The 20450-nt window shown below is 68.8% G+C and carries 19 protein-coding genes; 15 read left to right on the top strand and 4 right to left on the bottom strand.

Features of this window, described 5'->3' with window-relative positions:
- Positions 1-65: 65 nt before the first annotated feature.
- From ACSHWB_RS47975 to ACSHWB_RS47955, 5 genes are all read left to right on the top strand, one after another.
- Complete coding sequence (locus ACSHWB_RS47975) at positions 66-2027, top strand: hypothetical protein (RefSeq protein WP_439660022.1); 1962 nt, start codon at positions 66-68, stop codon at positions 2025-2027.
- The gene (locus ACSHWB_RS47970) at positions 2020-3264 is read left to right on the top strand and encodes a CHAT domain-containing protein (RefSeq protein WP_439660021.1); all 1245 of its coding nucleotides are present in this window, start codon (positions 2020-2022) and stop codon (positions 3262-3264) included. Before ACSHWB_RS47975 ends, ACSHWB_RS47970 begins: the two co-directional genes overlap by 8 nt.
- Positions 3265-3618: a Pepco domain-containing protein gene (locus ACSHWB_RS47965; RefSeq protein ID WP_439660020.1), complete on the top strand. Its 354-nt coding sequence runs from the start codon at positions 3265-3267 to the stop codon at positions 3616-3618.
- A gap of 9 nt (positions 3619-3627) precedes the next feature.
- Complete coding sequence (locus tag ACSHWB_RS47960) at positions 3628-5169, top strand: deoxyguanosinetriphosphate triphosphohydrolase family protein (protein WP_439660019.1); 1542 nt, start codon at positions 3628-3630, stop codon at positions 5167-5169.
- Positions 5170-5316: 147 nt separating this feature from the next.
- Positions 5317-8109: a S8 family serine peptidase gene (locus ACSHWB_RS47955; RefSeq protein WP_439660018.1), complete on the top strand. Its 2793-nt coding sequence runs from the start codon at positions 5317-5319 to the stop codon at positions 8107-8109.
- A 147-nt stretch (positions 8110-8256) separates the two neighbouring features.
- On the opposite strand, the gene ACSHWB_RS47950 is transcribed toward ACSHWB_RS47955, so the two are convergent.
- Entirely contained in the window at positions 8257-9159 is a 903-nt protein-coding gene (locus ACSHWB_RS47950) for a hypothetical protein (protein WP_439660017.1), read from the bottom strand.
- Positions 9160-9484: 325 nt separating this feature from the next.
- Between ACSHWB_RS47950 and ACSHWB_RS47945 the strand changes: the two genes are divergently transcribed.
- The 5 genes from ACSHWB_RS47945 (at position 9485) to ACSHWB_RS47925 (ending at position 12035) form a co-directional block, all read left to right on the top strand.
- Positions 9485-10129 carry an acVLRF1 family peptidyl-tRNA hydrolase gene (locus ACSHWB_RS47945; RefSeq protein WP_439660016.1) on the top strand — a complete coding sequence of 215 codons (645 nt, stop codon included), beginning with the start codon at positions 9485-9487 and terminating at the stop codon, positions 10127-10129.
- A 67-nt stretch (positions 10130-10196) separates the two neighbouring features.
- Positions 10197-10568 (top strand): hypothetical protein, encoded by a 372-nt coding sequence (locus ACSHWB_RS47940; protein WP_439664807.1) that lies wholly within the window; start codon positions 10197-10199, stop codon positions 10566-10568.
- On the top strand, positions 10543-11082 hold the full coding sequence (locus ACSHWB_RS47935) for a SigE family RNA polymerase sigma factor (protein WP_439664800.1): 540 nt from the start codon (positions 10543-10545) through the stop codon (positions 11080-11082). Before ACSHWB_RS47940 ends, ACSHWB_RS47935 begins: the two co-directional genes overlap by 26 nt.
- Positions 11082-11540, top strand: coding sequence for a hypothetical protein (locus tag ACSHWB_RS47930; RefSeq protein ID WP_439660015.1), 459 nt, complete (start codon positions 11082-11084; stop codon positions 11538-11540). The genes ACSHWB_RS47935 and ACSHWB_RS47930 overlap by 1 nt, the downstream gene beginning before the upstream one ends.
- An 18-nt stretch (positions 11541-11558) precedes the next feature.
- Positions 11559-12035, top strand: coding sequence for a GNAT family N-acetyltransferase (locus ACSHWB_RS47925; RefSeq protein WP_439660014.1), 477 nt, complete (start codon positions 11559-11561; stop codon positions 12033-12035).
- On the opposite strand, the gene ACSHWB_RS47920 is transcribed toward ACSHWB_RS47925, so the two are convergent.
- Both ACSHWB_RS47920 and ACSHWB_RS47915 read right to left on the bottom strand, forming a co-directional pair.
- A complete protein-coding gene (locus ACSHWB_RS47920) occupies positions 12001-12576 on the bottom strand; it encodes an NAD(P)-dependent oxidoreductase (protein WP_439660013.1) in 576 nt (191 codons plus the stop codon). The two genes, ACSHWB_RS47925 and ACSHWB_RS47920, sit on opposite strands and share 35 nt — an antisense overlap.
- A complete protein-coding gene (locus tag ACSHWB_RS47915; RefSeq protein WP_439660012.1) occupies positions 12573-13454 on the bottom strand; it encodes an EamA family transporter in 882 nt (293 codons plus the stop codon). Before ACSHWB_RS47915 ends, ACSHWB_RS47920 begins: the two co-directional genes overlap by 4 nt.
- A gap of 80 nt (positions 13455-13534) precedes the next feature.
- Here ACSHWB_RS47915 and ACSHWB_RS47910 point away from each other — a divergent pair, with 80 nt between their 5' ends.
- Positions 13535-14422 carry a LysR family transcriptional regulator gene (locus ACSHWB_RS47910; protein ID WP_439660011.1) on the top strand — a complete coding sequence of 296 codons (888 nt, stop codon included), beginning with the start codon at positions 13535-13537 and terminating at the stop codon, positions 14420-14422.
- A 90-nt stretch (positions 14423-14512) separates the two neighbouring features.
- Here the strand turns inward: ACSHWB_RS47910 and ACSHWB_RS47905 are convergent, their stop codons facing one another.
- Positions 14513-15277 (bottom strand): SDR family oxidoreductase, encoded by a 765-nt coding sequence (locus tag ACSHWB_RS47905; RefSeq protein ID WP_439660010.1) that lies wholly within the window; start codon positions 15275-15277, stop codon positions 14513-14515.
- A gap of 147 nt (positions 15278-15424) precedes the next feature.
- Between ACSHWB_RS47905 and ACSHWB_RS47900 the strand changes: the two genes are divergently transcribed.
- From ACSHWB_RS47900 to ACSHWB_RS47885, 4 genes are all read left to right on the top strand, one after another.
- Complete coding sequence (locus ACSHWB_RS47900) at positions 15425-17053, top strand: ABC-F family ATP-binding cassette domain-containing protein (RefSeq protein ID WP_439660009.1); 1629 nt, start codon at positions 15425-15427, stop codon at positions 17051-17053.
- A 174-nt stretch (positions 17054-17227) separates the two neighbouring features.
- Positions 17228-17437: a helix-turn-helix domain-containing protein gene (locus ACSHWB_RS47895; RefSeq protein ID WP_030473247.1), complete on the top strand. Its 210-nt coding sequence runs from the start codon at positions 17228-17230 to the stop codon at positions 17435-17437.
- Between the two features lie 59 nt (positions 17438-17496).
- Positions 17497-18309, top strand: coding sequence for an enoyl-CoA hydratase/isomerase family protein (locus tag ACSHWB_RS47890; RefSeq protein ID WP_439660008.1), 813 nt, complete (start codon positions 17497-17499; stop codon positions 18307-18309).
- 90 nt (positions 18310-18399) lie between these two features.
- On the top strand, positions 18400-20289 hold the full coding sequence (locus tag ACSHWB_RS47885) for an ABC transporter ATP-binding protein (protein ID WP_439660007.1): 1890 nt from the start codon (positions 18400-18402) through the stop codon (positions 20287-20289).
- Positions 20290-20450: the final 161 nt, after the last annotated feature.

The following is a 20450-nucleotide window of genomic DNA, read 5'->3' as shown; positions in this document are numbered from 1 at the left end:
ATAATTTGCCCTGCGGGTTGAGCGCCACAAGCGCTCCCCGCAGGGCTTTTTCATGCTTGCACCCAATGGCGTTGTTTGGATGCACTCTTTCGGCCCTGTCGGCCGTCCTTCCCGATGCCCATCATGTTCCGATGGTGACGAACTGGCAGCGCCTGATTCCGTGGCTGGCCGCAGTGGTCATCACGGCCGGAGGAGCTGCGGTGACGCTGTGGTTCCAATCCGACAACACAGTGTTGGCCTGGGTGTCGGCGGCTGTGGCCACGCTGGCACTCGTCACCGGACTGGCCGTGCGGTTCGGCGAAGACGTGCTGTCCGTCGTCGAAGGGCTGTTCGAGAACCTGCACACCAGGGGTGGTGTGTTCAACCGTCCCGACGCTCCAGGATGGACAGTCTCGGTGAGTGTTCGGCTCGCCGGTCTGGCCGGAGCCGTTGCGACCGCTTACTACTTGCCGCGCGTGCTCGCGGAGTTCTCCGACGTCCGGAGCGTCACGTTTTCCGTGGTATTGGTGGCAGGCCAGTTCGCCGGACAGGCTCTCGGGTTCTGGCTCACCCGCCCGGCTTCCGGCGAGCTGGAATTCCTTCGTTCACTTGCTGCGGCCGCCAGAACGCGCGGCGCACCTGGCCGGTCGAAGACTCCCGCCGATGTCATCGAGTTCTACGCGCGACACTTCTCGGCCGGCGCTCGTGGCGGCAGATCTTCCCGGCCGAGAGTCGACGCGCTTGGCGCCGAGTGGGACGAACCGTTCGCGTCCGATATGCGAGAACACGTTGGATTCCGCACTCCTGCGGACATGCTGCACTGGCTGATCACTCGCTACCCGAATGGTTTGCTTCCACACGAAGCGGCAGAGTTGAGAGCCGATGCATCGAGGTTCGAGCGCTCCGTTCACCGGAACGAGATGGAGAGGACCTCGCGGCTCGTCGGAAACGGGCTGTTCGGGACTTCCGTCGCGCTACGCGCCAACAGGGAGTTGACCTACAGAGCCGGTTTCGTCGTGGACGATGCGTGGTCCCGGCTGAGGTTGGTCCTGCCGGGAGACCTGCGACGCCGGCACCTGATGGCGGATGCGGCGGTGACCTGGTCCCGTCTGGTCTTCGCGGTCGCGCTCGGCTGGGTGGTGTTCTGCCTTCTCGCCTGGTCGTGGTTCGTGGTCGCACCGGTTCTGCTCGTCGTCTTGGCGTTCGTGGCCGGACGCCGGCAGATGGCGCGGGCGTCCGAAATGAAGGTCGCGACCGCGGACGTCTACCGGTTCGAGCTCGCTGAACGGTTGAGAGTCGAGCTTCCTGAGTCGCAGGCGGAGTTCGCCGGCCTGGGGGCTGTGCTCACCGGCAAGGAGATCAACTGGCGATTGGCCACGGCGGCAGGCCGAACCAACTCGGTTGTGCACAACAACACGGTGATGGACACCAGCCGGTTGGAGAACCAGCTCACTCGCACACAGGAACAGCTCGTGGCCATGCGAAAAGAGCTGTTCGGTGAGGTGCGAGCCGACGCGGCGCAGCGCGACTGGCAGGCGAGGACCGACGAGCGTCTGGCCGGACTCCCGGCGCTGCTGAAGTCCTCGCTCGCGGAAGCGCTGTCGGGGCCCACGATGGTGAACTTCACCGGATATCTCGTGGTGGAGCACCTGGACGACGACGCGTTCGTCAACGGCAGCACGATCGTCGCAGAGCCGGGGTCGCAGGTCGGTGTGGTCGTCTCGGTGATCGCCAACAGCGGTGCACAGGACTCGGCACCTGAACGCGGTACTCAAGCCGACCAGTTCATGGTGTTGCAGCCGGTTCACATCGAGGGCGGGCGAACCGTGTCGGTGGTGGAGTTCGAGCTGGTCGTCGACAGCGCCACCTTGCGTGCGGCGCCGAGGCGGCACACGGTTCGCGTGACACCGGACTCCGGTCAGGCTCAGTTACAGGTGTCGCTGCTGGTGCCGGCGCAGGAGGGCAGGCACGAGGCGTGGCTGCAACTGTTCCAGGCGGGCCAGTTGGTGCAGGCGATCGTGGTGGTGGTCGAGGCGGGTCATGCCTGATCGTCAGGCGCCGTCGGTGACGGTGCGGTTCGTCCCGATCCTGGGAGGCGTGGAGCTGGAGTTCTCTTCGCCCCACACCACTGCGCGGCCGACATTCAACCTCTCCGACACGAGCCGGATCACGTTGACGCGGAAGATCCTGCGCGACGGTCTGCGTGACCTGAAAAGCCTTGTGGTCAAGCACTTCGACGGCGCGCGGGTGTGCAACGAAGGGCTCCCCGAGATCGCGGCGCTGATGGGTACCACCGGGCGGCTGATGATCTCCACGCTCTGTTCCCAGAACCCTCGGCTGCTCAACCAGCTGCAGGACTTCTGGCGGCGTGCCACCCGATGGGACACACCTGGTCACCCGATTCCCGTTGTCGAGTACGTGGGACAACCGGAGCACGTGATCCCCATCGAGCACATGCCGTTCTTCGACCTGTCCAGGTGTGGCAGATCGACCACGGACCCGGACATGTTCGTCGAGCAGTGTCGGGCGTTCGTCGGTTTCTCCTGCGTGGTGCGGCGCAAGCTGCTGCTCGACAGCCCCATCCCGCAGCGCGACGAGCTCCGGCCGTCGGCGCAGGGCAGGCTCCAGATGAGGTTTCTGCGGCACAGCAAGCTCAAGGGTGCCGACGCCGAGTACAGCTGGCTGACGTCGGACGGCAGGGACAGGGTGGACGTACTCGGCCCGTTTCCCGCGGAGGGGGAGAACGCTGCCGACATCGCCGCCCAGATCTTCGATCCGAGGTGGCTGCCCGATGGCGCCCGGCGGTCCGAGCCCGAGCAGATTCAGCACTTCTCGTGCCACTGCGACACGAACACGAAGGACCCGCTGGACTACGAGCTCCAGCTCAGGGGTGAGGGCGCGGACGTGCGGTTGCGGGTGGGCGACCTCAAGGACCACTTCACCCGGCTCGCGGGCGACGGCCGCACGGACATGGCCATGCCGCTGATCGTGCTGAACGCGTGCGGCACCTCGGCGGCCGACCCGGAGAGCGCGACGTCGTTCCCGCGGATCTTTCTGGAGAACGAGAACCGGGCCGTGATCGGCACCGAGGTCGCGATGCCGGACCGGATGGCGGCGGCGTTCTCGAAGAAGTTCTACGAACTGCTCTTGCTCAAGGGCGAACCGCTGGGCATCGCGGCACACGAGGCCCGCGCCCATTTGCTGACCGAGTTCCGCAATCCGCTGGGACTCGCCTACTCGGTGTACGGCAACACCGAACTGCGCATCGTGAACGGAGTGGTCTGAGTGGCGGACGACGTGATCAGGATCTTCAGTGTCGAGGACGACGGCGACGATGATGACCGCGGGTTGTTCAAACGGGCCGACGACCTGCGGTACGGGCGCAGTGAGATTCCCGTGGACGAGTTCCGGCTGCGTGTCGCCGAGTTTGTGAGCGGGATCGAGAACGTCATCCAAGATATCGCCGCCACTGCTGGCGAATACGACCTGGACGAGGTGCAGGTCGCGGTCGAGGTGAGTGCCAAAGGTTCGTTGTCGCTGCTCGGCACAGGTGGTGAGCTGGCCGGTAAAGGTGCGATGACGTTCAAGTTCAAGAAGCGCGGTCAAGTTCAAGAAGTCCGGCTGCGAGGGACCGACTAACGTTCGGGTATGCACAACGAGCAACGTGCCGCCCGCCGGTCAGCAGGCGTGGGCAGGACGGCCGACCTGGCGACCAACCCGTTCCGGGTAGACCGCGACCGCGTCGCCAGCTCCCCGTTCTTCGCGAGGCTCGGCGGCGTCACGCAGGTCGTCAGCTCCACCGGCTCCGGCCTGCTCGTGCACAACCGCCTCACCCACAGCCTCAAGGTCGCCCAGGCCGCCCGCGCCATCGCCGAACGCCTGACCGTCCGCCCCGAGCTCACCGCGGTGCTCGAGAAGCTGGGCGGGTGCGACCCCGACGTCGTCGAGGCGGCCGCGCTCGCGCACGACCTGGGGCACCCGCCGTTCGGGCACCTCGGGGAACAGGTCCTCGACAGGCTGGCTCGCCACCGGTTCGGGTTGCCGGACGGGTTCGAGGGCAACGCGCAGTCGTTCCGGATCATCACGACCACGGACGTGCGGGGGCCCAAGGCACTCGGTCTCGACCTGACCGTGGCGGTGCGGGCCGCGATGTTGAAGTACCCGTGGACGCGTCACCAGCCGCTGGGGTTGCCGGTGGCGCCGCGTGGTGCGTCCGAGCCGGAGGACATGCCCGGGACGGGTAGTTCGAAGTTCTCCGCGTACGTCACGGAGATCAACGACCTGCGGCAGGCGCGCGAGCCGTTCGAGGGGCGCATCGAGTCGTGGCAGCAGACGGTCGAGGCGAGTGTCATGGACACCGCGGACGACATCGCGTACGCGATCCACGACCTGGAGGACTTCCATCGGGTCGGGGTGTTGCAGCACGCGACGGTCGCCGCGGAGCTCGGCACGTGGCAGGCGCAGGCGCTCGACCTCGCCGGGCTGAGCGACGCTGAGCTCTCCGCGGAGATCCGCATGCCGGGGAGGTCGTTGGAGACGCTCAGGCGGCGCATGCACCTCAAGGACTCCTGGGTGATGAGCGACGAGGCGTTCGCGATGGCGGTGCGCAAGGTCAGCAAGGAGCTCGTGGACGGGCTGTTGTCGGTGCCGTTCGACGGGTCGGTCGAGGCCGAGCAGGCGGTTGCCGGGTTCAGTGCGCGGTGGACGCGCCGGCTGGTCGATGCCGTTGGTGTCATCGAGGAGCCGACGCCGCGGTCTGGGCATGTGGTGCTGGCTGTGCAGCAGTGGCACGAGGTGCAGGTGCTGAAGTTCGTGCATCGCCGGTTTGTGTTGCTGCGGCCGGATCTGGCTTTGCACCAACGTGGACAGGCGCGGCTGTTGAGCTCGCTCGTGGACGCTCTGGAGCAGTGGGTGACCGATCGGGCGGAGGCTGACCGGTTGCCGCGCAGGTTGCACGATCTGGTGGAGCTGGCCGAAACGGAGTACGCGGCGATCGCCCGGACGGAGCCGTCCACATTGGTCGGTGCCGCCGGTGAGCTGCCGGTTGGGCCGGATGTCGTCAAGGGATTGGCGCGCGGGCGTGCTGTCGTCGACTTCATCGCCTCGTTGACGGACAACCAGGCGGCCGCTCTGCTGGAAGCCCTTTCCGGGCGAACCGGTCAGTTGTGGACTGACGCTTTTGTTCTGTGAAGTGTGATTGCGTCTGCTAAGTGAGAAGTAGCCCAATCGGATGCTGACTGTGATCAGGCAAGCACCATACGTTGGCGCCTCGACCGGGAATCGCCGGTCGCAGGCCGCGTGCTCGGGGGCACGCCAACGTTCGGGGGAGAAACTCCTGTGCGCCGATCTCGAAGAGGCACGACCTTAGTCACCGCAGGCACCGCAGTTCTTCTGGCCGCACTGACCGTCGTCACGCCGGCGTCCGCGGATCCGGGCAAGGCGTCCAAGACCATCAACGACCGCACGGCAGCGCAGATCGCGGCGCTGCAGAGCATCAAGAAGTCGCTCACCCCTGCCGAGTCCAAGGTGGACAGCGCGCTGGTCGTCGAGGCGCGCAAGCGCGTCTCAGCCGCGACGACGAGCGCTCTTCCGCAGGTGCAGACCGGCGTTGCCGTGACGCCGAAGTCGACCACCCTCGTGGACATCCGGGCCAAGCAGTACTCGGAGGACCTGGTCAACGCTGTCCGCGCGGCGGGTGGACAGATCCGGGCAGTGTCTCCCGAGCATCGCACCGTGCGTGCGGAGGTCCCGGTCGCGAAGATCGCCGAGATCGCCGCGCGTGCCGACGTCGCGCGCGTCGAGCCCGGTAGTGACGCGATGACGCAGGACGTGAAGAACAAGAAGGACACCAAGTCCCGCAAGCAGGCTCCGTCCAAAGAGGACAAGTCGCGCGAGATCGAGCGCCGGCTGTCGGAGAAGCAGCTCTCCGTGCAGGCCGCCAAGGTCGCGGAGAGCGACAAGGCGCACAACGCCGAGGCCGCGCGCGGGTCGTTCCGCGTGACCGGTGTCGGCACGAAGCTCTGCGCGCTGTCGGACGGCGTGAGCTCGCTGTCCGTGTCGCAGGCCTCCGGCGAGCTGCCGGCCGTCGACATCGTGCCGGGCCAGGCCGGTTCCGGTGACGAGGGCACCGCGATGCTCGAGATCCTGCACGACATCGCGCCCAACGCCGAGCTCGGCTTCGCCACGGCGTTCAACGGCGACGCGAGCTTCGCGGACAACATCAAGAAGCTCCGCTTCGACCTCGGTTGCGATGTCATCGTTGACGACGTCATCTACTTCAACGAGTCGCCGTTCCAGGACGGCATCATCGCGCGCGCCGTGGACGCCGTCGTCGCTGATGGCGCGATGTTCTTCTCCAGCGCCGGCAACCAGGGCAACGTCGTGGACGGCACCTCCGGCCACTACGAGGGCCAGTTCGTCGACTCCGGTGTGGGCGTCGGCAAGTTCGCCGGTTCCGCGCACGACTTCAACCCGGACCCGAACGCGAAGCAGCTGTTCAACCCGCTGTCGAACTTCTCCGGCGACACCCCGACCGTGCTGCACTGGGCCGACCCGCTCGGCCAGTCGGCGAACGACTACGACCTCTACCTGGTCAACGCCCAGGGCAACGTCGTGACGTTCAGCCAGAACAACCAGGACGGCGCGCAGGACCCGTACGAGCGGATCAACACCCCGGCCAGTTCGACGGGCACGCGTCTCGCGGTCGTGAAGTACCGCGGTGACGACAAGTACTTCGCGCTGTCGCTGTTCGGCGGCCGGTTCGCCGACACCAACGACGGCCTCAAGAAGTACGTCACGCCGGGCACGACCCGCGGGCACTCGGCGGCCAAGGGCGCGATCTCGGTCGCGGCCGCACCCGCCGCGGCGGCACTGCCGTTCGACCTGGAGCCGGGCGACCCGGCCAACCCGAAGGGCCCGTACCCCGGCGCCTTCGACAACCTGCAGAAGCCGGAGCGCTTCACCTCCGACGGCCCGCGCAAGACGTTCTTCGCGCCGGACGGCTCGCCGCTCGCCGAGACCCGGCAGAAGCCGGACATCACCGCGGCCGACGGCGTGACCACGTCGGTGCCGGGCTTCGCGCCGTTCTTCGGCACGTCCGCCTCGGCTCCGAACGCCGCCGCGATCGCCGGTCTGATCCTGTCGGGCAACCCGACGCTGTCGCCCGCCGAGGTCAAGGAAGCCCTTGTGACGACGGCGATCGACATCGTCGAGTCCGGTGTGGACAACCGCACCGGCGCCGGCATCGTGATGGCCGACCGAGCCCTGCAGTACACGGGTGCGTCACCGCAGGCACTGGCCCGCGCGCAGAAGCCGACGATCGTCAACGACGCCGACGGAAGCGCTTTCCTCAAGCCCGGCACCACCTCCACGGTGACGGTGCCTGTGGCCAACAACGGTGACGGCTCTGCCGCGTCGACCTCGGTCGTGCTGTCGACGACGTCCGCCGGTGTGACCATCGCGCCGCGGTCCAAGTACTACGGCAACATCGACCCGGGCCAGACCGTCAGCAACACCTACAAGGTGACCGTGCCGGCCTCGGCCACGCTCGGTTCGGCGGTCAAGCTCGACGCTCGCGTGACCTACGCGGGCTCGACGTCGCCGACGACCAACTCGTTCACGCTGCGCGTGGGTGAGCCGTCGCGCGAGTTCAAGACCTTCGCGTACACCGGCGAACCGGTCGCCATCCCGGACAACGACCAGACCGGTGTCTCGGTCTCGCTGCCGGTGACGGGTGTCGGCGCGGCGTCGAACCTGAAGTTCTCCGTGGACGGCTCCGCGTGCTCGGCGACCGAGGGCTCGACGACGGTCGGCATCGACCACACGTTCGTCGGTGACCTGGTGGGCACGCTCACCTCGCCGTCGGGCAAGTCCGTGACGCTGTTCTCGCGGGCTGGTGGCACCGGCAACAACATCTGCCAGGCCGTGTTCACCGACGACGCCACGCTGCCGTTCTCGGGCGTGACGAGCGGCAACGCGCCGTTCACGGGCTCGTGGAAGGCGGGGGCGCCGCTGTCCTCGCTGACCGCGGACGCCGTCGACGGCACGTGGGTGTTCAAGGTGGCCGACGTCGTGGGCTCCGACCGCGGTTCGATCCGCGCGGTGACCCTGAGCATCGCCGGCTGGGTCTGATGACCTGAGCCAGACCGCACGCGGGGACCTTTCGTACTGCATGTCGGTACGAAAGGTCCCCGCGTGCGGTCTGGCACCGGGCACGACGCGACGAAAGGGGCGCCTCCCGGGATGGGAGGCGCCCCTTTCGCGTCTGTCAGAGCATCGTCAGCGGTTCGGCCACTCCCAGCGAATGCCGAACACGCCGGGCCCGAACCCGAGCGCCACGGCGTGTACGCCGCCACCCGAGTCCAGGGTGAGGTTGCGACGGCGCGACGGCGTCTCGTCTCCCGCGGGCACGCTGTACTGCTGCACGCGCGAAGGCAGGTTCGTCTCGTCGAAGCGGACCTCGATCACGTACTCGCGCACCGGCAACCGGAACTTGCGCGCGAACGTGTTGTTGCCCTTGGGGGCGTGGCCCTCGGGGAACACCAGCTGGTATTCCATGATGAGGGTCTCGCCGCGGGTGAGTGGGCGTTCGAACATCATCTCCGCGACCATGATGTTGGCATCGTGGTCACGGGCGATGCGGCCGAGGTGGCAGTTGCGCACGTTGACGATCTCGGGGAGCACGTCGGACTCCTCGGTCTCGAACACGAGCGCCCAGCGGTCGGGGCCGTCCTGCTCCGCGCGGAGGATCTGCCGCACCCACACTGATTTCTGCCCGCCGTCGGCAGAGATCTCGATGCGGTCGTGCTGGCTGATCCGGCCGAGCTTCAGGTCAGAGGATGTGTCGACCTTCGAGAGCAGGTTCGCGACCCGTTCCCTACGCGCCCAGAGCGCGTCGATCGGCATCATCGTCGTCGGACGGCAACGGCGGCCTCGCGGACGAGGTGGACCGAGCAGTGCCGACAGACCCGACTGGGGCACTCCCAGAACCGACTCGAGGTGCCGCAGCGCCTCCAGCGATTCAGGGCGTTCAGGCCTTCGTCGTCCTGACTGCCAGTAGCTGAGCGTCGCGACGCTGATCGTCACGCCGCGCAGTGCCAACCTGTGCTGGATGCGGTCGAGACTGAGTCGGCTGGCCTTGATCGCCGCCCTCAACGCTTCCGGGAACGGTCCCGTCGTCAAGAGCTGCGTAAGGCTGCCGTGGCCCGTTGAGTCCGTCTCTTCAACGGTCAGTGTTGGTCGACCGGCAGCAGTCGTCATGGTGACTCCCCGCTGTCATAAGATCACGCCCCAGTGACCCTACCCGTCCGTGAACATCGCTGGTCGGAGCCGGATGGAGTCAATGGTTAATCCATACGGTTGATGAGTTCACGCTTTCGAGACTCATCTGTCAAGTGAATCGAACCGATCAGTAACATCTCTGTGCCGTGCACGCCCCGTGTCCGGCCGGTTCTACTGTGTGTGCGGTGATCGACCTCGGTCACGGGTGCCAGGGGGTGACGGCCGGATGAGCAGGGTGCGGCCGGTGCCCGGCGGAAGGGCCGTCGAGGTCGAGCCGGAACGGGTGCTGGGCTGGATCGACCGGTTCGCGGACCGGCACGGCGCGGCCGACGTTCGAGTCGGGGAGACCGAGGTCGTGGTCACCGCCGAGGACGGCGCGACGGCCACGTTCGCGACGCGCGGCGGCACCTCTGTAATAGAGGTGGTTGAAAAGTTGACGGAGCCCCGCCGGATCGGCCTCGTCCTAGTGCGGCTCGGCGGTCACAGCGTCGGTGTGGCGTTCGGCGGCAAGGTCGAGGTGTCGGCCACCGATCGCAAGCAGGTCCACGGCCGCATCCGCGCAGGCGGGTGGTCGCAGCAGCGGTTCGCCCGGCGTCGCGAGGGGCAGGCCAGGGTCGCGCTGCAGGCCGCGGCGGACGACGTGGCCAGGGTGCTCGTCCCGCGGCTCGGCGAGCTCGACAGCGTCGTGCTGGGCGGCGACTGGCAGGCGCTGGACGTCCTGCGCAACGACCGCAGGCTCTCGGGCGTCTTCTCCAAGGCCGAGGACCGCGTCCTGGACGTGCCGGAACCCCGGCGGACGGTGCTCGACGAGGCCGCTGAACGGGCCCGCTGCGTCGAGATCGTGATCCAGGACACACGGGCAACCGGCTGAGGGCCCGTCCGCATGGATACGGGTGAGGGTGCCTGATCCTGGCGCCACTGACCTGCTGGAGCTGCAAGTGCGCAAACGAATGGTGATCGTGGCCGGAGCGGTCGCGCTGGGTGCCGTCGGCATCGCCGTGCCCGCCCTCGCGCTGAGTGGCGGCGACACCGCGCCCCAGCCCACGACCTCGGCTCCGCAGCCGCCGTCCTCCACCAAGGCCGAGGCCCCGTCGACCACGGTGCTGCCGCCGTCCTCGAAGCCGGAGCAGCCGTCGACCACCGCGCCGATCTCGACCTCGCCCGCGGCGACGAAGCCCCCGGTCTCCTCGACCCCGGTCAACACGACGCCCCCGGTCAACACGACGCCTCCGGTCAACACGACGCCCGCGTACCCGACCAACACGAAGACGCCGACCTCGGCGCCTGTCTCGACGACGCCGGCCCGGTGAGGAGCCACCGCTGAACTGGGAGGCTGAGTTCACCGACTGCTTCGACCGGTGTGCCGACTCGATGCGCTTCACGGCGTTCCTGCTGTGCGGCAACTGGCACGAGGCGGAGGACGTCATGCAGTCGGCGTTCTTGAAGCTGTACCTGGCAGGTCCGAAGCTCGCGGACCGGTCGGGGCTGGAGCCGTACCTGCGTCAGATCGTCGTGCGGACGTTCCTCGCCGAACGCCGCAAAGTGCGCTGGCGCAGGGAGAAGCTGACTGACGCACCCCCAGAGGGCCTGTCCTCCGTCACCGCGGCGGAGGACAGGCTCGTGGTGTGGCAGGCGCTCACCGCCGTGCCCGCACGGCAACGCGCTGTCCTCGTGCTGCGCTTTTGGCACGATCTGAGCGTCGAGGACACGGCGACCGCGCTGAACTGCTCGACGGGCACGGTGAAGTCGCAGAGCAGCAAGGGGCTGGAGACGCTGCGGCGGAAGCTGGGCCCGGAGTTCGACCACTTGAGGCTGGAGGTGTGATGGTTCGCGAAGACGACCTGCGGGCGACTTTCTCCGCTCTGCACCAGGAAGAGGCGCCGCCGCGGGCCATCACGGCAGCCGAGGTGATCCAGCGCGGCCAGGCCGTGAGATCACGGCGCCGCACCATCGCGGTGGTCGGCAGCGGGCTCGCGACCGTGGGGGTCGTGGCGGTGGCGCTCGCCGTGCTGCCCGCCGCGGCACCCGTGGACCCGGCGACACCAGTGCCGTCCCCGACGACCACCACGACGACCTCGGTCCCGCCGTCGCCGTCCTCGTCCTCCGTCGACCCGCCGAACACCAAGGTGCCGACGAACACCACGCCGCAGTCCAACAAGGTCGCGCCGCCCGCTTCCGCGCCGCCCACGTCCGCGCCGGTGAACACGTCGGCGACCGTCACGAAGCCCCCGACGTCCTCGACGGGACAACCGGTGTCCACGTCCCCCTCGACCACCAGCTGAGCGGCACACTCTGCAGGCATGAGCGCTCAGATCAGCCTGGTCGAGGTCACCGACGCCAACCGCGACGCCGTCATCGCCGTGCGCGTGCATCCTGGGCAGGAGCAGTTCGTCGCGTCCGTCGAGAAGTCCTTCCAGGACGCGCGGGACACGCCTGAGGCGAAACCGTGGTTCCGCGCTGTCTACGACGGCGCCACGCCGGTCGGGTTCGTCATGCTGAGCTGGAACCTCGTGCCCGGGCCGGGACTGCGCGGGCCGTACTTCCTGTGGCGCCTGCTCGTGGGCGCGGAGCACCAGGACCGCGGGTACGGCACCGCGATCCTCACCGAGGTCGTGCGGCTGCTGCGGGAGGCCGGGGCCACCGAGCTGTACACCAGCTGCGTGCCGGGGGAGGGGTCGCCGCTGCCGTTCTACCGCGCGTTCGGGTTCGAGCCCACCGGCGAGGTCGACGACGACGGCGAGGTCATCCTGCTGCTGGACCTCGGCTCGCGACCGTGAACCGGCGGTCCTCGCCGGGGTGCTCCAGCTCGTCGAGCACCGCGACGGCCAGGTCCTCCGCCGAGATCGAGGACGGTCCGGTCAGCAGCACGTCCGTGCCACGCCGGTAGGTGCCGGTGCGCTCGCCCGGTTCGAGCAGCGCGGGCGGGCTCAGATAGGCCCAGTCGGCGCCATGGGCCTCGCACTCCCGCAGCTGCCGCATGCTCGCCTCGGCCACGGGTCGGATGTGCGGCGGCACGTACCGGTCGTCGTCGAGCACGAGGCCGGTGCCGTCCGGCGTTCGCAGCGGCGCGGCGCCACCGACGACGATGACCCGTGTGCGGGTCGCGAGTGCCGCGTCGAGCACCACCGTCGAGGTGACGCCCGTGGTGGCCACGACCGCACCGTCCACTCCGGACAGAACGCTGTCCATCAGCTCCCGGTCGGTGGCGTCACCGCCGGCGCGGCGGGACACCTCGGTCACGTCGTGCCCGCGGCGCACCGCCTCTGCCACGACCCGCGAACCGACCATGCCGGACGCGCCGACGACCGCGATCTTCACTGCAGAACTCCTTTGACGAGAACGGGTGCCGGTCGCTGGCTCGCGACGATCGCGGCCAGTGCCAGCGCGAAACCGAGGAGCTGCACGGGATCCAGCGTCTGGCCGAGCACCACGACACCGAGCACCGCGGCGACCATCGGGGACAGCAGGCCGAGCATCGAGACGGACGTGACCGGCAGCGTGCCGATCGCGCGGAACCACAGCACGTAGGCGAGCAGGCCGCCGACACCGCCGAGCCACAGGTACCCGAGCAGGGCGGTGAGGCCGATCGCGGGCGGCGGTCCTTCGAACAGGAACGTCACCGGCACCAGGAACAGCCCACCGGCCGTGAGCTGCCAGCCCGCGAACGCCGTGGGGCTCGCGTTCGCCGGCCTTCCCCACTTCTTCGTCAGCGTCACGCCCAGCGCCATCGTCGCGGCGCCGCCCAGCCCGGCCAGCACACCCACCAGGTCGAACCCGGCCGCAGGCCCGAGGACCACGAGCCCCACGCCCAGCACGCCGACGACGCCCCAGGCGAGCCGCCACGCGGACGCGTTCTCCCTGAGCACCCCGACCGCCAGCAACGCCACCACGAGCGGCTGAGCGGCGCCCAGGGTGGCCGCGACGCCACCGGGCAGGCGTTCGGCCGCGATGAACAGGAACGGGAAGAACAGGCCGATGTTGAGCACGCCCAGCGCCGCCGCTTTGGCCCACCACGAACCGCGCGGCAGCGTCCTGGTCAGCGCCAGCGCGACCAGGCCGGCGGGCAGGGCGCGGAGCAGGCCCGCGAAGAGCGGGTGGCCCACCGGCAGCAGCTCGGTGGTGACCACGTAGGTGGAGCCCCAGACCACCGGCGCGAACGCCGCCAGCGCGGTGCGGGAGAGGTCGCTGTTTCTCACGTCATCCAGTGTCTGGCGGGATGATTGATGAGTCCAACGCATGCTTTTCATCCGATCCATCGTGATTCAAGATGGATGGCGTGGAGCTTCAGCAGATGCGGTACGTGGTGGCGGTCGCCGAGACGGGCAGCTTCACGCAGGCGGCGCGGCGGTGCCACGTCGTGCAGTCGGCGTTGAGCCACCAGATCGCGCGGCTCGAACGGTCGCTGGGGGCGCGGTTGTTCGAGCGGACCAGCCGCAGTGTCCGGCTGACTCCGGCGGGTGCGGCGTTCCTGCCGTCCGCGCGGCAGTGTCTCGACTTCGCCGAGCGTGCGGTGGCCGAGGTCGCGGCGGCGGTGGGGGAGGTGCGCGGGCGGGTCGTGGTCGGGGTGATCCCGACTGTCGCCGCCGTGGACCTGCCGGCCGCGCTGAGGGTCTTTCGGGAGCGGTATCCGCAGGTTCGGGTGGCGTTGCGGATGTTGTCGAGCCTCGACATGGTCGAGCTGGTGCGGGCGGGAGGGCTCGACCTCGCGTTCCTCGGGTTGCCGTTGGGGGTGCGGCCTGAGGGGGTGCGGGGGCGTGAGCTGGCTCGCGATGAGCACGTGGCCGTTGTGGCACCTGAGCATCCGCTCGCTTCGCTCGAGTCGACGAATCTGCGGGCGCTCGCGGAGGAGTTGTTCGCCGACTTCCCGGCCGGGTCGCCTGGGCGGATGCAGTCGGATCAGGCGTTCTCGATCGCCGGGCTGCATCGGGAGGTGGCGTTCGAGGTGACGACCGCGGAGTTGATGGCCGGGTTGATCCGGGAGGGGCTGGCGGTCGCGGTGTTGCCGTCGCGGTACACGCCTCAGCTCAGCGGGGTGGCGACGGTGCCGATCGTGGGTGGGCCTTCGCGGGTCGAGCACCTGGTGTGGAGCGAGGGTGGGCTGACTCCGGCGGCCGCGGCGTTCCTGGACGTGCTCGGTGTGCCGGAAAATGTCGGTGGTGCCTGAGAGAATGAAAGCAGGGGACCCCCTGCGGGGGACCCCTGCGTGAGCATGGCTGGGGCGAGCCGCGCGGTGAGCGGTGCCTCAGTCCGCCTCTCAGCCCGCCGTGCCCGTGGCGAGCAGCCCGCCGTCGACCCGCACCGTCTCACCCGTGATCCACGAAGCGCCGTCCGAGCAGAGGAACGCCACGAGAGAGGCGACGTCCTCGGGCGTGCCGAGGCGCTTCATCGGGTACTGCTGCGAGGCTTCCTCCTCGCGGCCGACGTAGAGAGCCTCCGCGAACTTCGTCTTCACCACGGCCGGCGCGACGGCGTTCACGCGCACCTTCGGGCCCAGCTGCCACGCGAGCTCCTCGGTCAGGCGGATCAGCGCCGCCTTGGACGCGCCATACGCACCGATGACGCCCGTGGACCTGATGCCGCCGACCGACGCGACGTTCACGACCGCGCCGCCGTGCTCGCCCATCCACGCTTTCCACGCGAGCTGGACGAAACCGAGTGTTGCCACCACGTTGACGTCGAAGATCTTCCGGACGGCGTTGAGGTCCGCGTCCATCAGGAACCCGTATTGGGGATTGATGCCGGTGTTGTTGACGAGCACGTCGAGGCTGCCGAACTCCTCGACCGTGCGCGTGACGGCCTCCTCACGGGACGCGTCGTCGCCGGCGTTGCCCTGGACCGCCAGCACGCGGCCGCCCGTGTCGGCCTCCAGCTGCTTCGCCGCCTCGGTCAGCTGGTCGGCCTTGCGGCCGGTGATCGTGACGGAGGCGCCGCGGGAGAGGAGCTCGCGCGCGATGCCGAGGCCGATGCCGCGGGACGCGCCGGTGACCAGCGCGGCCTTGCCCGAGAAGTCTTCGCTCATGGCCGCAATCTATGCGCCTGGACACAGGTGGGAAATTCGATGGTCGTGATCCCGTAGAATGGTTCCCGTGATCCTCCTGGAGTAGGCCGAACCGGACGTGCCATCCCTTGTCATGCCCGGAGTTGTTGTTACTACTCGGAGTTTCTCTTGATCACCGCAACTGACATGGAGTTGCGCGCGGGTTCACGCATTCTCGTGAGCGGCGCCAACCTGCGCGTTCAGCCCGGCGACCGCATCGGCCTCGTGGGCCGCAACGGTGCCGGCAAGACCACCTCGCTGCGCGTTCTCGCCGGTGAGGGCCAGCCCTACGCCGGCGCCATCATGCGCAAGGGTGCGCTCGGCTACCTGCCGCAGGACCCGCGCGAGGGCGACCTGTCGGTCATCGCCAAGGACCGGGTGCTGTCGGCGCGCGGCCTCGACCAGCTGCTCCGCGACATGGAGAAGGCCCAGTCGAAGATGGCCGAGCTGGTCGACGCGAACGAGCTCGACGTCGCCGTCGCCAAGTACGGCAAGCTCGAGGAGCGCTTCTCCTCGCTCGGCGGGTACGCCGCCGAGTCCGAGGCCGCCCGCATCTGCTCGAACCTCGGCCTGCCGGACCGCGTTCTCGCGCAGCCGCTCAGCACGCTGTCCGGTGGTCAGCGCCGCCGCGTCGAGCTGGCCCGCATCCTGTTCGCCGCGTCCGAGGCGGGCATCGGCGCCAAGTCGAGCACGATCCTGCTGATCGACGAGCCCACGAACCACCTCGACGCCGACTCGATCACGTGGCTGCGCGGCTTCCTCAAGTCGCACGACGGCGGCCTCGTCGTGATCTCGCACGACGTCGACCTGCTCGACGACGTCGTGAACAAGGTGTGGTTCCTCGACGCCATGCGCGGCGAGGTCGACATCTACAACCTCGGCTGGAAGAAGTACCTCGAAGCCCGTGCGACGGACGAGAAGCGCCGTCGCCGTGAGCGCGCCAACGCCGAGAAGAAGGCCGGCGCGCTGATGACGCAGGCCGCCAAGATGGGCGCGAAGGCCACGAAGGCCGTTGCGGCGCAGAACATGGCGAAGCGCGCCCAGAAGCTGCTCGACGGTCTCGACGACGTGCGCCAGAACGACAAGGTCGCGAAGATCAGCTTCCCGTCGCCGGCCCCGTGCGGCAAGACCCCTTTGATGGCAGAGGGTCTGAGCAAGTCCTACGGCTCGCTGGAGATCTTCACCGGCGTGGACCTGGCCGTCGACAAGGGTTCCCGCGTCGTCGTGCTCGGTTTCAACGGCGCAGGCAAGACGACGCTGCTGCGGTTGCTGGGCGGCAGCGAGAAGGCGGACGCGGGCGGTGTCGTCCCCGGCCACGGCCTGAAGATCGGCTACTTCGCGCAGGAGCACGAGACGCTCGACCACAACGCGTCGGTGTGGGAGAACATCCGCCACATGGCGCCGGACGAGCAGGAGCAGCGGCTGCGGTCGTTGCTCGGCACGTTCCTGTTCAGCGGCGAGCAGCTCGACCAGCCGGCGGGCACGTTGTCCGGTGGCGAGAAGACGCGGCTCGCGCTGGCCGGTCTGGTCTCGTCGGCGGCGAACGTGCTGCTGCTCGACGAGCCGACCAACAACCTCGACCCGGCCTCGCGCGAGCAGGTTCTCGACGCGTTGCGCCGCTACGAGGGCGCCGTCGTCCTGGTGACGCACGACCCCGGCGCGGTCGAGGCGCTGGAGCCGGAGAGGGTCATCCTGCTGCCCGACGGCACCGAGGACCACTGGTCCGAGGACTACCTCGACCTCGTCCAGCTGGCGTGATCTCCACCCGTCAAAGGACTACCGAGCGCGTTCTGTGATCAACTGAGTGTGATCGAATCGACCGTTCGGCGATCTCTTTGCTTGATCACCTGGCGTTCTGCCGGTTCCTGTTCGATCATTGCGACGACAGGGGCCGTCAAACGGCCCACCTGCTCGTACGGAAGGCGGGACAAGGTGGCTGACCTGAAGAAGGGTGCCCGGATCACCGGCGCCACACGGGACAAGCTGGCCGCTGACCTGAAGAAGAAGTACGAAAAGGGCGCGAGCATCCGGGCTTTGGCCGAGAGCACCGGGCGTTCCTACGGCTTCGTGCACCGGGTTCTCTCCGAATCCGGGGTCACGCTGCGCGGTCGCGGTGGCGCCACCCGGACGAAGAAGAAGTAGCCCCTACCCAGACTGCTACTCTCCGGTAACTAGCTACTAGTTCGCCGGAGGTAACGACCATGCCAGTGCCTTCCATCGACGCTGGCGTGCTCGAGCGCGGTGGCGTTCGGCTCGCGATCTCCGGGCCGCGCGCGACCATCACGCTCGATCGTCCCGACGTGCTCAACGCGCAGACGCCCGGAACTTGGCAGGCGTTGCGGCACATCGGCGAACAGCTGGACCCGGACGTCCGCGTCGTGGTCGTCCGGGGTTCCGGCCGTGCCTTCTCGGCGGGGCTGGACCGGCGCATGTTCACCGGTGAGCCCGTCGACGGCGAACCCGGTGGCCTTGGCGCGATCCTGGCGCTGTCTCCCGAGGAGGCGGACGCCCGCATCGCGTCGTACCAGGCAGGGTTCGCCTGGCTGCGCGACCCGGCACGGGTGACGATCGCCGCGGTGCAAGGGCATGCCATCGGCGCGGGTTTCCAGTTGGCGCTGGCGTGCGACTTCCGCGTGCTCGCCGAGGACGCGCAGTTCTGCATGGCCGAGACCGGGCTGGGCTTGGTGCCCGATCTCGGCGGAACGCTGCCCTTGGTGCGCCTCGTGGGGTACTCGCGCGCGGCCGAGATGTGCGTGACCTCCCGTCGAGTGCCGGCGGAGGAGTCGCTGCGGATCGGCCTCGCGAACTCCGTCGTGCCCGCGGACGGGCTGGACGCCGCCGTTGATGAGCTGGTGGCTGCCGTTCTGAAGCCTGTCGCCGGTGCCGTCACGGAGACGCTGGCGCTGATCGCGTCGGCGGCTTCCGGTGTCGACGCGGAGTCGCAGCTCGCGCTGGAGCGTGCCGCCCAGCTGCGCCGGCTGCAGTCGTTCGCGGCCCTGTCCGCTCAAAGCTGAAACTTTCCCGTTCGCGAGCGACTCGCGACGGAATTGTCAGACCGCTGTGCTGTTCTAGTCAGCGTGGACGGATACAGCTCTTGGCGATTCATGATGGGGGCGACCTCGGACGCCCCCTCGAAGGTGCGCCGGGGGACGTTCCGGCGCGTGCTGACCTTCGCCCGGCCTCATCGGGCGAAGCTGGTGGTGTTCCTCTTCCTGACGGTGGTCTCGTCGGTGCTCGCGGTGTCGACACCGCTGCTCGCCGGTCGAGTGGTCGACGCGATCGTCGGCGGCTCCGTGCCGTCCGTGGTCGTGTGGCTGGCCGTCGCGATCGCGCTGATCGCCGTGGTCGACGCCGGGCTGGGCGTGGTCGAGCGCTGGCAGTCGACGCGCATCGGTGAGGGCCTGATCTACGACCTGCGGCGGGCCGTGTTCGGCCACGTGCAGAAGATGCCCGTCGCGTTCTTCACGCGCACCCGCACCGGAGCGCTCGTCTCGCGCCTGAACAACGACGTGATCGGCGCCCAGCGCGCCTTCACCTCCACGCTGTCCGGCTTCGTCACGAACATCATCCAGCTGGTCCTGTCGCTGGCTGTCATGTTCACGCTGTCGTGGCAGGTCACGGCGTTGGCCCTGGTGTTGTTACCGGTCTTCGTGCTGCCGGCCAAGCGGATGGGCCGCCGGATGGCGGACATGCAGCGCGAGGCGTCCGGGCTCAACGCCTCGATGGTCACGCAGTCGACCGAACGGTTCTCGGCGCCCGGCGCGACGCTGGTGAAGCTCTTCGGCCGTCCCGACCGCGAGGAGAAGGAGTTCAGCGAGAAGGCAGCGCAGGTCCGCGACATCGGCATCCGGACCGCGATGGCCACCCGCTGGTTCATGACGGGCCTGACGCTCGTGTCGGCTCTCGCACAGGCGCTGGTCTACGGCCTGGGCGGCTACCTCGCGCTGACCGGGCACCTGGCGGCCGGTGCCGTGGTGTCGCTGGCGCTGCTGCTGACCCGCCTGTACGCGCCGCTGACGGCCCTCGCGAACGCCCGCGTCGACCTGATGACCGCGCTGGTGTCGTTCGAGCGCGTCTTCGAGGTGCTCGACCTCGACCCGATGATCAAGGAGCGCCCGGACGCCCGTCCGGTGCCCGACGGTCCGGTGTCGGTCGAGTTCTCCGACGTCCGCTTCGCCTACCCGTCCGCGGAGAAGGTGTCGCTGGCCTCGCTGGAGTCCGTGGCCACTTTGGACACCCGCGGTGGCGAGGAAGTGTTGCACGGCATCAGCTTCAAGGCCGAGGCCGGTCAGCTGGTGGCGCTGGTGGGCTCGTCCGGCGCGGGCAAGTCGACGCTCGCGTCGCTCGTGCCGCGGCTCTACGACGTCGACTCCGGCGCGGTCCGTCTGTCCGGTGTGGACGTCCGAGACCTGACGTTCGACGCGCTGCGGTCGTCCGTCGGCGTGGTGACGCAGGACGGGCACCTGTTCCACGACACGATCAGGGCGAACCTGGAGTACGCGGCCCCCGGCGCCACCGACGACGAGCTGTGGGACTCGCTGCGCCGCGCCCGGCTGCTGGACCTGGTGACGTCGCTGCCGGACCAGCTCGACACCGTGGTCGGCGAGCGCGGGTACCGGCTCTCCGGCGGCGAACGGCAACGGCTGACGATCGCGCGGCTGCTGCTCGCGAAGCCACGGGTCGTGATCCTCGACGAGGCCACCGCACACCTGGACTCGGAGTCCGAGGCCGCCGTGCAGGAGGCCCTGACCGAGGCGCTGCAGGGACGGACGTCGCTGGTGATCGCGCACCGGCTCTCCACGATCCGCGCGGCCGACCAGATCCTGGTGCTGGAGCACGGCGACATCGTCGAACGCGGCACGCACACCGAGCTGATGACGGCCGAGGGCCGCTACGCGGACCTGTACAAGACGCAGTTCGCCGAGCCGCCGGTGGTCGGGGTCGTGCCGACGCCGAAGTTCAGCGAGCGGGTGGGGGTGCCGCAGGCGAACTGACCGCCGGTGGGCTCGACTCAGCCGATCGGTTGGGTCGTGGCTCAGCCTCGGGGCCGGGTGATCGGCTGATGTCCCGGGGATCCCGTTCCGCCACGGTGGGAAGCACGAGGGTGGAAGGGAATCCTGCGGGGTGTCGAGCTGGTGGCCGGGCCCAGGGGTGT

Origin of the sequence: Lentzea sp. HUAS TT2, assembly GCF_051853195.1 — a bacterium.
Classification (GTDB): domain Bacteria; phylum Actinomycetota; class Actinomycetes; order Mycobacteriales; family Pseudonocardiaceae; genus Lentzea.
This window is presented reverse-complemented; position numbering and strand designations above follow the sequence as displayed.

Bases quoted from the DNA above. Each gene is read 5' to 3' on its own strand.
- ACSHWB_RS47975 (WP_439660022.1), top strand. From the start codon at position 66: ATGGCGTTGTTTGGATGCACTCTTTCGGCCCTGTCGGCCGTCCTTCCC.
- ACSHWB_RS47970 (WP_439660021.1), top strand. From the start codon at position 2,020: ATGCCTGATCGTCAGGCGCCGTCGGTGACGGTGCGGTTCGTCCCGATC.
- ACSHWB_RS47960 (WP_439660019.1), top strand. From the start codon at position 3,628: ATGCACAACGAGCAACGTGCCGCCCGCCGGTCAGCAGGCGTGGGCAGG.
- ACSHWB_RS47945 (WP_439660016.1), top strand. From the start codon at position 9,485: ATGAGCAGGGTGCGGCCGGTGCCCGGCGGAAGGGCCGTCGAGGTCGAG.
- ACSHWB_RS47930 (WP_439660015.1), top strand. From the start codon at position 11,082: ATGGTTCGCGAAGACGACCTGCGGGCGACTTTCTCCGCTCTGCACCAG.
- ACSHWB_RS47925 (WP_439660014.1), top strand. From the start codon at position 11,559: ATGAGCGCTCAGATCAGCCTGGTCGAGGTCACCGACGCCAACCGCGAC.
- ACSHWB_RS47905 (WP_439660010.1), bottom strand. From the start codon at position 15,277: ATGAGCGAAGACTTCTCGGGCAAGGCCGCGCTGGTCACCGGCGCGTCC.
- ACSHWB_RS47890 (WP_439660008.1), top strand. From the start codon at position 17,497: ATGCCAGTGCCTTCCATCGACGCTGGCGTGCTCGAGCGCGGTGGCGTT.
- ACSHWB_RS47885 (WP_439660007.1), top strand. From the start codon at position 18,400: ATGATGGGGGCGACCTCGGACGCCCCCTCGAAGGTGCGCCGGGGGACG.